Annotated in this window: 8 protein-coding genes and 3 rRNA genes; 3 read left to right on the top strand and 8 right to left on the bottom strand. The window is 65.5% G+C overall.

The window, feature by feature from the left end:
* Positions 1–18 precede the first annotated feature (18 nt).
* The 3 genes from KZJ41_RS11555 to KZJ41_RS11545 form a co-directional block, all read right to left on the bottom strand.
* Positions 19–909 carry a tetratricopeptide repeat protein gene (locus KZJ41_RS11555; protein WP_029542958.1) on the bottom strand — a complete coding sequence of 297 codons (891 nt, stop codon included), beginning with the start codon at positions 907–909 and terminating at the stop codon, positions 19–21.
* Between the two features lie 96 nt (positions 910–1,005).
* A complete protein-coding gene (locus KZJ41_RS11550) occupies positions 1,006–1,377 on the bottom strand; it encodes a DUF3817 domain-containing protein (RefSeq protein WP_006938400.1) in 372 nt (123 codons plus the stop codon).
* 95 nt (positions 1,378–1,472) lie between these two features.
* Positions 1,473–2,663 (bottom strand): acetyl-CoA C-acetyltransferase, encoded by a 1,191-nt coding sequence (locus tag KZJ41_RS11545; RefSeq protein ID WP_050034589.1) that lies wholly within the window; start codon positions 2,661–2,663, stop codon positions 1,473–1,475.
* Positions 2,664–2,768: 105 nt separating this feature from the next.
* On the opposite strand from KZJ41_RS11545, the gene mce reads away from it, so the two are divergent.
* Entirely contained in the window at positions 2,769–3,251 is a 483-nt protein-coding gene (gene mce, locus KZJ41_RS11540; RefSeq protein WP_029542955.1) for a methylmalonyl-CoA epimerase, read from the top strand.
* 107 nt (positions 3,252–3,358) lie between these two features.
* Positions 3,359–4,444, top strand: coding sequence for a hypothetical protein (locus tag KZJ41_RS11535; RefSeq protein ID WP_065922701.1), 1,086 nt, complete (start codon positions 3,359–3,361; stop codon positions 4,442–4,444).
* Positions 4,445–4,488: 44 nt separating this feature from the next.
* On the opposite strand, the gene KZJ41_RS11530 is transcribed toward KZJ41_RS11535, so the two are convergent.
* Together KZJ41_RS11530 and nucS are read right to left on the bottom strand one after the other, a co-directional pair.
* Positions 4,489–4,809: a hypothetical protein gene (locus KZJ41_RS11530; protein ID WP_029542951.1), complete on the bottom strand. Its 321-nt coding sequence runs from the start codon at positions 4,807–4,809 to the stop codon at positions 4,489–4,491.
* A 1-nt stretch (position 4,810) separates the two neighbouring features.
* Positions 4,811–5,485, bottom strand: a complete 675-nt coding sequence (gene nucS / locus KZJ41_RS11525) for an endonuclease NucS (protein ID WP_029542949.1) — start codon at positions 5,483–5,485, stop codon at positions 4,811–4,813.
* 43 nt (positions 5,486–5,528) lie between these two features.
* Here nucS and KZJ41_RS11520 point away from each other — a divergent pair, with 43 nt between their 5' ends.
* Positions 5,529–7,070 (top strand): adenylate/guanylate cyclase domain-containing protein, encoded by a 1,542-nt coding sequence (locus KZJ41_RS11520; protein ID WP_043797348.1) that lies wholly within the window; start codon positions 5,529–5,531, stop codon positions 7,068–7,070.
* Positions 7,071–7,166: 96 nt separating this feature from the next.
* Here KZJ41_RS11520 and rrf read toward each other — a convergent pair.
* From rrf to KZJ41_RS11505, 3 genes are all read right to left on the bottom strand, one after another.
* Positions 7,167–7,283: ribosomal RNA gene (gene rrf, locus KZJ41_RS11515) — 5S ribosomal RNA — on the bottom strand.
* 149 nt (positions 7,284–7,432) lie between these two features.
* Positions 7,433–10,570: ribosomal RNA gene (locus tag KZJ41_RS11510) — 23S ribosomal RNA — on the bottom strand.
* A gap of 293 nt (positions 10,571–10,863) precedes the next feature.
* Positions 10,864–12,385: ribosomal RNA gene (locus tag KZJ41_RS11505) — 16S ribosomal RNA — on the bottom strand.
* Together the 16S, 23S and 5S rRNA genes form the textbook arrangement of a ribosomal RNA operon.
* Positions 12,386–12,484: the final 99 nt, after the last annotated feature.

The raw sequence follows: 12,484 nt of genomic DNA, 5'->3' as shown, positions 1-12,484 counted from the left end.
CCGCGGGTCGGGAACCGATCAGTACAGCGCCGACGCCAGCTTGCGGCGCGCGGTGACGACGAACGGCTCGGCGGGATCGAACAGCTCGAACAGCTCCAGCAGCCGCGTGCGGGCGGCGTTCCTCTCGTCGCCGGCGCTGCGGGCGACGAACCCGATCAGCCGGGTGAAGGCAGCCTCGGGCTGCTGGGCGAACAGTTCGGCGTCGGCCGCGACGAGCTGCGCCTCGAGGTCGGCCGGGGCGGCGTCGGCCGCGGCGATCGCGTCCTCGGGCACCGACTGAGCGCGGGCGAGGAACCGGACCTGCCGCAGCGCGGCCAGAGCGTCGGCATTGGCGGGCTCGGAGTTCAGGATCAGCTCGTACGCCGCCTCGGCACCGGCCAGGTCCCCTGCCTCGAGGGCCTGCTCGGCGGCGACGAACCGCGGATCCTCCTGCTCCTCGACGGGCTCGGCGCCGGGCGGGCCGGACAGCTTTCCGGCGACCGCGTCCTGGATGGCGGCGAGCCATTGCCGAAGCTGCGGTTCGGGCTGCACGCCCTGGAAGTCGGCGAGGGGCTGCCCGGCGGCGATCGCGACGACGGTCGGCACGGACTGCACACCGAACGCCTGCGCGATCCGCGGGTTGGCGTCCACGTCGACCTTCGCGAGGACCCAGCTGCCGCCGCCCTCGTGGGCCAGCTTCTCGAGGACCGGCGAGAGCTGCTTGCACGGGCCACACCAGGTGGCCCACAGGTCCACGATGACGGGGACCTGCATCGAGCGCTGCAGCACCTCGGCCTCGAAGGTGGCCTCGGTAACGTCGACGACGGGCGTGAAACCGGACTGGGGGCCGGTGCCGGAGCCGGGCTGCGACGGAGGTGGGGGCGCGGTAGACCGCTCCTTGAGGGGCGCGAGATCCACCGCGCCGGACATCGCCGCGGCGGTCGCGGCGGAACGTGCTGCAGGACGGGAACCTGGTCGAGTCACGCCGTCCAGTCTGTCACGTTCCGCGCGACAGGGGACAGCAGGTCAGGCGAGTGCGGGCGCGTCCACCGGACGCGCTTGCGCGGACAGTTCCGCGAGCCGGCCGGTGCGCACAGCCCACCATTCGAAGACGATCGTGCCGAACGGCGGGACGGACGAGATCAGGGCCAGGCCCGTGGTGACCAGGTTCCACTTCAGCGCCCGCGCGGTGAGGAGGGCGACGAGGACGAAGGCCACGAACACGCCGCCGTGCAGCGGGCCGAAGATCTTCACCCCGATCTCGTTGCCGTTCTCGGGCAGGTACTTGAACGCCATGCCGACGAGCAGGCCGGCCCAGGTGAAGGCCTCGAGGACGGCGACGAAGCGGAACCGCTTGGCCGGGGTGCTGAGATCGAAGAAGTTCGCCATGCACACCATTGTGCCGATCGGCTACGACGAGCTGTCGTTGCTGTGAGAGACGTCACCGCCCCCACGCGGTGCGCGGGGGCGGCGACGAGAGTATTGGACGCGGTCTACGCCTTGGGGACGCGGACGATGAGGGCGTCGCCCTGGCCGCCGCCGCCGCACAGGGCCGCGGCCCCGACACCGCCGCCGCGGCGGGCCAGTTCGAGCGCCAGGTGCAGCACGATCCGGGCCCCGGACATCCCCAGCGGGTGCCCCAGCGCGATGGCGCCGCCGTTGACGTTGATCCGGGCCGGGTCCAGCCCCAGCTCGCGGCCGGAGGCGATCCCGACCGCGGCGAACGCCTCGTTGATCTCCACCAGGTCCAGCCCGGCCGGGTCCAGGCCCTCCCGGGCGCAGGCCTTGGCGATCGCCCGGGCCGGCTGGGACTGCAGCGTCGAGTCCGGGCCGGCGACCACCCCGTGCGCGCCGATCTCGGCGAGCCAGGACAGACCCAACTGTTCGGCCCTGGCCCGGCTCATCACCACCACCGCGGCCGCCCCGTCGGAGATCTGCGAGGCCGACCCGGCGGTGACGGTGCCGTCCTTCGCGAACGCCGGCCGCAGCGCCGCCAGCGACTCGGCGGTGGTCTCCGGGCGGATGCCCTCGTCGGCGGTGACCACGACCGGCTCGCCGCGGCGCTGCGGGATCGACACCGGCACGATCTCCGCGTCGAACAGCCCGTCCTTCTGCGCGCGGGCCGCCCGCTGGTGGCTGGCGGCGGCGACGGCGTCCTGCTCGGCGCGGGAGACGAACCGGGTGCCGGTGTTGGCGGCCTCGGTGAGGTTGCCCATGGCCTGGTCGGTGAAGATGTCGTGCAGCCCGTCGAAGGCCATGTGGTCGCGCAGGGTCGCATCGCCGTACTTGAACCCGGCCCGGGAGTGCTCGAGCAGGTGCGGGGCCTGGCTCATCGACTCCTGGCCGCCGGCGACGACGATGTCGAACTCGCCGGCGCGGATGAGCTGGTCGGCCAGCGCGATCGCGTCGATCCCGGACAGGCACACCTTGTTCACGGTCAGGGCGGGCACGTCCATCGGGATGCCGGCGGCCACCGCGGCCTGCCGGGCCGGGATCTGGCCGGCGCCGGCGGTGAGCACCTGACCCATGATCACGTACTCGACCTGCTCCGGGGCCACCCCGGCCTTGGCGAGGGCACCGGCGATGGCGACCCCGCCGAGGTCCGAACCGGAGAAGTCCTTCAGGGCGCCCTGCAGACGCCCCATCGGGGTCCGGGCTCCGGCAACGATGACAGAACTGGTCACGAGGATTTCCTCCGGTGGTGGGAGTGACGGCTTCCGCGCGGGCTCGAGGCCGGCAAGCCCATCCCGACGCATACTGATCTAACGTTAGCGCTACCGTCTTTATTCATGACTGAGACCTCCCCCACTCCGACTCCGCTCGCGGCGCTGACCTCCGGCCTCGTGACCGCCATCGACCACGTCGGCATCGCGGTCCCCGACCTGGACGCCGCCCTCACCTGGTACGCCGAGAACCTCGGGCTCGTCTCCACCCACGAGGAGGTCAACGAGGAGCAGGGCGTGCGCGAGGCGATGCTGTCGGTTCCCGGCTCGCCGGAGGGCGCGACCGCGATCCAGCTGCTCGCCCCGCTGAACGAGAACTCGACGATCGCGAAGTTTATCGACCGCAGCGGGCCCGGCCTGCAGCAGCTCGCCTACCGCGTCAGCGACCTCGATGCGGTGTCCGCCGAGCTCCGCGCGCGCGGCGTGCGCCTGCTGTACGACGCCCCGCGACGCGGCACCGCCGATTCCCGCATCAACTTCCTCCACCCCAAGGACGCCGGCGGCGTGCTCGTCGAGCTCGTCGAACCTGCTGCGCACGGATCGCACTGACCGCCCCCATCTCACCCGGCCGACTCGCCGGGTTCACACCGCCGCAGCATTAGCACAACGCGGCGGCACGCGCAGCTCCGGCCGCTTCGAGCAGGTAGATTGGCGCCATGGTCTTCGATCGCGATCGCACCCCAAGCCACCTGCCCTTCTCCATCGTGCGCAAGGGATTCGACCGCGACGAGGTGACCAACTACTTCGCCAGATTCGAGGCCGAGCTGCGCGTGACCGCCACGGACCGGGATGCGGCCGCCGCGCAGGCTCGCGACCTGGCTCGACAGCTCGAGAACGCCCGCAACGAGATCGACGAGCTGCGCAAGGACGTCGATCGGCTGTCGGTGCCGCCCACCACGGCCGAGGGCATGAGCGACCGCATCTCCCGCATGCTGCGCCTCGCCTCCGACGAGGCGTCCGAGCTGCGGGCACGGGCCGAGGCCGACGCAGCCGAGATGATCTCCCTGGCCGAGCAGGAAGGCATCCGGCTGCGCGGGGACTACGAAGCGATGATCGCCGAGCTCGCCGAGCGGCGTAAGGCATTCGAGACGGAGCACGCCCGCACGATGGCGGAGGCGCGTGCCCAGGCCGCGCGGATCATCGCCGCCGCCGAAGCGGAGCGCGATCGCCTGGCGGCGGAGGCGGAAGCCAAGCGGGACCGGGTCCAGCAGGACTTCGAGATCGCCATGAGCGAGCGCCGCAGCAAGGTCCTCGGCGCCCTCGACGAGCTCGAGCGCACCAGCAAGGCCGAGGCCGAGCAGCGTCTCGAGATCGCGTCCCGCGAAGCGGCACGCCGGCTCGAGATCGCCACCGAACAGTCCGAGCGGAAGATCGCCAACGCCCGCGATCTGACCGAGGAACTGCGGGTGCTGCGCGGCCGCATCCTCAGCCAGTTGGACGGGGTACGCGGTCAGCTCGAGGCCGTGCCGTCGATGCTCGCCGCCGTGACGCGCGAGGGCGAGCTGCTCGACCGCGACCGGGATGCGCTCACCACCGAGGGCGAGGCCGACGCGACCAAGGAGATCGCCACCGGGGAATCCGAGAAGGAACCGGCCACCAAGGAACTCCCGGCGGCCGGCGGCAAGCCGGAGGGCAGCGACGGCGAAGCCGGCTCGGCGAAGGAGGCACGGTCCGACGAGGAGGCACCGCCCACCGATCGCCTCGGCCGCTCACCTGCAGTGGCCAGCAAGGTCCGCAACTGACCCGACGGCTGAGCCGTCACTAGGACCCGACGGCTGAGCCGTCACTAGGACCACCGCCGGGTCGGTCCGCGGGTACCGCGGCCGGCCCAGCATCCGTTGTGCCAGTGTCGGCGTTCGTCGGCGCCCCCGATGTCGTCGGTGGGCCAGGCGACCACGTGGGGGGTTCCCGGCGCGATCTCGTGATCGCAGCCGGGGCACCGGTACGCCTTCGTTGCTCGCGACCCGGGGACGGTGCGCACGGTGTAGCGCTCGGACTCCGCGCCGGACGGCCCCCATTCGGTGCGGGAGGTGGCCCCGGAGAACGTCGACCCGCCGATATCGGGCCGGCGCCGGCGCTGCGATCGGGGAACGTTGCGGCGGGGCATATCAGAACAGCCGGAACTCGTTGCTCTCGGTGCCGCGCAGGGCGTCGTAGTCGAGCACGAGGCAGCGGATACCGCGATCGGTCGCAAGGGTCTTGGCCTGTGGCTTGATCTGTTGCGCCGCGAAGACACCGCTGACGGGCGCGAGCAACGGGTCCCGGTTGAGCAACTCGAGGTACCGGGTGAGCTGCTCGACACCGTCGATCTCGCCGCGTCGCTTGATCTCGACGGCCACCGTGCCGCCGTCCGCGTCCCGGCACAGCAGGTCCACCGGACCGATGGCCGTGGGGTATTCCCGGCGGACGAGGGTGTAGCCGGGGCCGAGGGTTTCGACGTGCTCAGCGAGCAGTTCCTGCAGATGCGCCTCGACACCGTCCTTGATCAGGCCCGGGTCCACACCCAGCTCGTGGCTCGAATCGTGCTCGATCTCGTCGATGGTGATCCGGAGTTGCTCACCCGTCTTGTTGGTCACCACCCACAGGGCGTGCGCCTCGTCTGCGGACTCCTCGACCAGCCAGCACGGCGGACTCATCCAGTTCAGCGGCTTGTAGGCACGGTCGTCGGCGTGCACACTGACCGATCCGTCGGCTTTGACCAAGAGCAGCCGACGCGCCATCGGCAGGTGTGCCGTCAGACGTCCGACGTAGTCGACTCGACAGCGGGCAATCACAAGGCGCACGTTGCCACCCTAGAGGATCGCTCCGGACTACTCTCGAACGACCATGCCTCGCACCCGCCGCACCTCGCCCCTCGGCTCGCCGCTGCTCGGCGCGCCCGCGGAATCCGTCCGGCGCCAACGTGTTCGCGTGCAGACATTGCTCACCCTGTTGCTGCTCGGCACGAACATCGCGGGGGCCGCGATCACGGCGTTGTTGATCAACGTCGTCGTCCCGGGCCCCTCGGTGCTGCGTCCGGAGTTCGTCGTCGTCACCGGCGTCATAGCACCCGTCTACGTCGGCGGGGCCATCCTCCTGGGAACGGCCTTCGGGACCCGGCTCGGCCTTGCACAACTGCGGTGGATCCTCGAGGACCGGGATCCCACCCCCGACGAACGACGTGCAACCATGCGGCTGCCGATGCGCCTCACCGCCCAGCAGGGTGCATTCTGGGCGCTGGGGCTGGTGCTGTTCGCGACCGCGTTCGGTGTAGTGGATCCGCGCACGATCCCGAAGGTCGCCCTCACCATCGCCCTCGCGGGCCTGACGGTCTGCGGCTTCGTCTATCTGTTCAGCGAATTCGCCCTGCGGCCGATCGCGGCCCGGGCCTTGGAGGCCGGGGCGACGCCGCGACGCCGACTCACCGGCACCAGCGGCCGCATCATGGTGGCCTGGGCGCTGGGCAGCGGCGTTCCCGTCGTCGGGCTGATGCTCGTGGCGGTCTTCAGCTTCGTCCGTCCCGTATCACCCGTCCGGTTCGCGGTGACGATCCTGACGATCGGCGGACTCGCCTTGTTGTTGGGGGCGTTGCTTATGCTCCTCACCGCCCGGACCAGCGTCGCGCCGATCGAGTCGGTGCGGTCCGGCATGGCCCGCATCGAGCGGGGCGACCTCGATGCCGAAGTGGTCGTCTACGACGGAACCGAACTGGGAGAACTGCAGGCGGGATTCAACCGCATGGCCGACGGCCTCCGCGAGCGCGAACGGATCCGCGACGTCTTCGGCCGGCACGTCGGGCAGGACGTCGCGCGGGCGGCGTTGGCGTCGTCGCCGCGCCTGGGCGGCGAGGAACGCCATGTCGCGGTGCTGTTCATCGATATCATCGGCTCGACGGCAATGGCGGCCGATCGGCCGCCCACCGAGGTCGTACATCTGCTCAACCGCTTCTTCGAAGTGGTGGTCGAGGAGGTGCACCGGGCCGGCGGGTTCGTCAACAAGTTCGAGGGCGATGCGGCACTGGCCATCTTCGGCGCTCCGGTCGCAATGGACGACGCGGCGGGCAGTGCGCTCGCGGCCGCCCGGGAGATGGCCCGCCGGTTGCGCACCGAGGTCCCCGAGTGCGAGGCGGGAATCGGGGTCACCGAGGGTCTCGCGGTGGCCGGAAACGTGGGCGCTCACGAGAGATTCGAGTACACGGTGATCGGCGATCCGGTGAACGAAGCGGCTCGGCTGTCGGACGTGGCCAAGACGTTCCCCGGCCACGTGGTGGCGTCGGCCCGGGCGGTAGAGGTGGCCGCGGAAGCGGAGCGCATCCGATGGTCGCTGAAAGGTGAAGTCACCCTGCGCGGGCGGTCGGAGGTCACCCGCCTTGCGGTCCCGGTGGACTGATCCCGACGAAGGACCGACGGGTTCGGCTGCGCCCCACAGGGAACGCCGAAATGCCGGAAGCCCCCCAACGAGGTTGGGGGGCTTCCGGTAACGGGTGTTCGGCGGTGTCCTACTCTCCCACACCCTGTCGGGTGCAGTACCATCGGCGCTGGAGGGCTTAGCTTCCGGGTTCGGAATGGGACCGGGCGTTTCCCCTCCGCTATGGCCGCCGTAACTCTGTGAAACGACCCACGCACGCTGTTCGCGTGGGTCGGGGGCCGCAGGCCCACCCATTCTTTGGGGGGCAGCGTTTACTCCGACTCCTCGCGCAGCGAGTGTGAGTGTGTTGTTTCAGATACCGCACAGTGGACGCGTAGCTTCTTTGTGGTAAGTCCTCGGCCTATTAGTACCGGTCACCTGCATGCGTTACCGCACTTCCAGTTCCGGCCTATCAACCCGGTGGTCTGCCGGGGGCCTTACCCCCTCGAGGGGGTGAGAAACCTCATCTTGGAACAGGCTTCCCGCTTAGATGCTTTCAGCGGTTATCCCTTCCGAACGTAGCCAACCAGCCGTGCCCCTGGCGGGACAACTGGCACACCAGAGGTTCGTCCGTCCCGGTCCTCTCGTACTAGGGACAGCCTTCCTCAAGTTTCTAACGCGCGCGGCGGATAGAGACCGAACTGTCTCACGACGTTCTAAACCCAGCTCGCGTGCCGCTTTAATGGGCGAACAGCCCAACCCTTGGGACCTACTCCAGCCCCAGGATGCGACGAGCCGACATCGAGGTGCCAAACCATCCCGTCGATATGGACTCTTGGGGAAGATCAGCCTGTTATCCCCGGGGTACCTTTTATCCGTTGAGCGACACCGCTTCCACATGCCGGTGCCGGATCACTAGTCCCGACTTTCGTCCCTGCTCGACCTGTCGGTCTCACAGTCAAGCTCCCTTGTGCACTTGCACTCGACACCTGATTGCCAACCAGGCTGAGGGAACCTTTGGGCGCCTCCGTTACATTTTGGGAGGCAACCGCCCCAGTTAAACTACCCACCAGGCACTGTCCCTGAACCCGATCAGGGTCCGAGGTTAGAGGTCCAATACGATCAGAGTGGTATTTCAACAACGACTCCACCCACACTGGCGTGCGGGCTTCCCAGTCTCCCACCTATCCTACACAAACCGAACCGAACACCAATACCAAGCTGTAGTGAAGGTCCCGGGGTCTTTTCGTCCTGCCGCGCGTAACGAGCATCTTTACTCGTAGTGCAATTTCGCCGAGTCTGTGGTTGAGACAGCAGAGAAGTCGTTACGCCATTCGTGCAGGTCGGAACTTACCCGACAAGGAATTTCGCTACCTTAGGATGGTTATAGTTACCACCGCCGTTTACTGGGGCTTAAATTCTCAGCTTCGCGGAGTGAACTCCGCTGACCGGTCCTCTTAACCTTCCAGCACCGGGCAGGCGTCAGTCCGTATACCTCGTCTTACGACTTCGCACGGACCTGTGTTTTTAGTAAACAGTCGCTTCTCTCTGGTCTCTGCGACCACCCCCGGCTCACGGAGCAAGTCCGGTCACCGGGACTGGTCCCCCTTCTCCCGAAGTTACGGGGGCATTTTGCCGAGTTCCTTAACCACAGTTCTCTCGATCGCCTCGGTATTCTCTACCTGACCACCTGTGTCGGTTTGGGGTACGGGCCGTGTGAAAGCTCGCTAGAGGCTTTTCTCGGCAGCATAGGATCATGGAATTCGCCTCATTCGGCTACGCATCACCTCTCAGGCTGTGTGCGACACGGATTTGCCTGTGCCGCGCCCTACGGGCTTACACCGGTACAACCACTGACCGGCCCCACTACCTTCCTGCGTCACCCCATCGCTTGGCTACTACCACCGAAGGTCCCGTGCAGCAGGCTCTCGGCTCCCGAAGGAACTCGATCACCCTTTGGACGGTTAGTACCGATGATTCACCAGGGGCGCGTTCACACGGGTACGGGAATATCAACCCGTTGTCCATCGACTACGCCTGTCGGCCTCGCCTTAGGTCCCGACTCACCCTGGGCGGATTAACCTGGCCCAGGAACCCTTGGTCATTCGGCGGACGAGTTTCTCACTCGTCTTTCGCTACTCATGCCTGCATTCTCACTCGCGCAGCCTCCACACCTGGATCACTCCGGCGCTTCCCCGGCTGCACGACGCTCCCCTACCCACCCGCACCACTGCCGGACGATCCGTGGACCCTCCGGGGTGTTGTGCGAGTGCCGCGGCTTCGGCGGTGTACTTGAGCCCCGCTACATTGTCGGCGCAGAACCACTTGACCAGTGAGCTATTACGCACTCTTTCAAGGGTGGCTGCTTCTAAGCCAACCTCCTGGTTGTCTCAGCGATCCCACATCCTTTTCCACTTAGTACACGCTTAGGGGCCTTAGCCGGCGATCTGGGCTGTTTCCCTCTCGACTACGAAGCTTATCCCCCGCAGTCTCACTGCCGCGCTCTCACTCACCGGCATTCGGAGTTTGGCTGATTTCGGTAAGCTTGTGGGCCCCCTAGACCATCCAGTAGCTCTACCTCCGGTGAGAAACACGCGACGCTGCACCTAAATGCATTTCGGGGAGAACCAGCTATCACGGAGTTTGATTGGCCTTTCACCCCTACCCACAGCTCATCCCCTCAGTTTTCAACCTAAGTGGGTTCGGGCCTCCACGACGTCTTACCGTCGCTTCACCCTGGCCATGGGTAGATCACTCCGCTTCGGGTCTAGAACATGCCACTACAGACGCCCTGTTCGGACTCGCTTTCGCTACGACTACCCCACACGGGTTAACCTCGCGACATGCCACTAACTCGCAGGCTCATTCTTCAAAAGGCACGCCGTCACCCCCAGCAGACCAAACTGCTCGAAGGCTCCGACGGATTGTAAGCGCACGGTTTCAGGTACTATTTCACTCCCCTCCCGGGGTACTTTTCACCTTTCCCTCACGGTACTAGTCCGCTATCGGTCACCAGGGAGTATTCAGGCTTATCGGGTGGTCCCGACGGATTCACAGCAGATTTCACGGGCCCGCTGCTACTCGGGTATTCGAATCGACAGTCACCGCGTTTTCGTCTACGGGATTCTCACCCTCTACGACAGGCCGTTCCAGACCATTTCGACTAACACAGGCGATTTCTCACTGTCGGCCGGCGCGGCAGCACCGACACATCGAACCCCACAACCCCGAACACACAACCCCTGCCGGGTATCACATGTATCCGGTTTAGCCTCTTCCGTTTTCGCTCGCCACTACTCACGGAATCACATGTTGTTTTCTCTTCCTGTGGGTACTGAGATGTTTCACTTCCCCACGTTCCCTCCACACGCCCTATATATTCAGGCGCGGGTAACACGACATCACTCGTGCTGGGTTTCCCCATTCGGAAATCCTCGGATCACAGCTCGGTTGACAGCTCCCCGAGGCATATCGCAGCCTCCCACGTCCTTCATCGGCTCCTGGTGCCAAGGCATCCACCGTACGCTCATAAACACTTACAACAAAGATGCTCGCGTCCACTGTGCAGTTCTCAAACAACACACAACAACCGGTACCGGAAGAAGAAACAACCCCTTCGTTCCCGATCATCGTCGCTGACAAAACACTCGCGTGTTCTCTCAGGACCCAACAGTGCACCGATATAACCACCGCAGAAGGACACTCGGGTCCTTCCCGCGCGGTGATGACTGTCAGCGTTCCACCCATGAGCACCACCGGATTACGTGTGAATCCGAAATGGCTCTGCCCGCGGCGGAGTCACCTGTGTGACCCACCGACGGGAGTTGCTCCTTAGAAAGGAGGTGATCCAGCCGCACCTTCCGGTACGGCTACCTTGTTACGACTTCGTCCCAATCGCCGATCCCACCTTCGACGGCTCCCTCCCACGAGGGGTTAGGCCACCGGCTTCGGGTGTTACCGACTTTCATGACGTGACGGGCGGTGTGTACAAGGCCCGGGAACGTATTCACCGCAGCGTTGCTGATCTGCGATTACTAGCGACTCCGACTTCACGGGGTCGAGTTGCAGACCCCGATCCGAACTGAGACCGGCTTTAAGGGATTCGCTCCACCTCGCGGTATCGCAGCCCTCTGTACCGGCCATTGTAGCATGTGTGAAGCCCTGGACATAAGGGGCATGATGACTTGACGTCGTCCCCACCTTCCTCCGAGTTGACCCCGGCAGTCTCCTGCGAGTCCCCAACCGAATTGCTGGCAACACAGGACAAGGGTTGCGCTCGTTGCGGGACTTAACCCAACATCTCACGACACGAGCTGACGACAGCCATGCACCACCTGTACACCGACCACAAGGGAAACCCCATCTCTGGGGCGGTCCGGTGTATGTCAAACCCAGGTAAGGTTCTTCGCGTTGCATCGAATTAATCCACATGCTCCGCCGCTTGTGCGGGCCCCCGTCAATTCCTTTGAGTTTTAGCCTTGCGGCCGTACTCCCCAGGCGGGGCGCTTAATGCGTTAGCTACGGCACGGATCCCGTGGAAGGAAACCCACACCTAGCGCCCACCGTTTACGGCGTGGACTACCAGGGTATCTAATCCTGTTCGCTACCCACGCTTTCGCTCCTCAGCGTCAGTTACTGCCCAGAGACCCGCCTTCGCCACCGGTGTTCCTCCTGATATCTGCGCATTTCACCGCTACACCAGGAATTCCAGTCTCCCCTGCAGTACTCAAGTCTGCCCGTATCGCCTGCAAGCCCGCAGTTGAGCTGCGGGTTTTCACAGACGACGCGACAAACCGCCTACGAGCTCTTTACGCCCAGTAATTCCGGACAACGCTCGCACCCTACGTATTACCGCGGCTGCTGGCACGTAGTTGGCCGGTGCTTCTTCTGTACCTACCGTCACTCGCGCTTCGTCGGTACTGAAAGAGGTTTACAACCCGAAGGCCGTCATCCCTCACGCGGCGTCGCTGCATCAGGCTTGCGCCCATTGTGCAATATTCCCCACTGCTGCCTCCCGTAGGAGTCTGGGCCGTGTCTCAGTCCCAGTGTGGCCGGTCGCCCTCTCAGGCCGGCTACCCGTCGTCGCCTTGGTGGGCCGTTACCCCACCAACAAGCTGATAGGCCGCGGGCCCATCCTGCACCGGAAAACCTTTCCACCCCGGAACATGCATCCCGAGGTCCTATCCGGTATTAGACCCAGTTTCCCAGGCTTATCCCGAAGTGCAGGGCAGATCACCCACGTGTTACTCACCCGTTCGCCACTAATCCACCCAGCAAGCTGGGCTTCATCGTTCGACTTGCATGTGTTAAGCACGCCGCCAGCGTTCGTCCTGAGCCAGGATCAAACTCTCCGTTGAAGACTCACAATCAAACCCCGAAGGGCCGATCAGTCATAGACATCGAGCCAAATCACCAGCAAAAAACTCAAACCAGCAAAAAACACTGACCACCACAGA

It is taken from the genome of Rhodococcus sp. 11-3, assembly GCF_023704055.1.
Taxonomy (GTDB): Bacteria; Actinomycetota; Actinomycetes; order Mycobacteriales; family Mycobacteriaceae; genus Rhodococcus; species Rhodococcus aetherivorans.
This window is presented reverse-complemented; position numbering and strand designations above follow the sequence as displayed.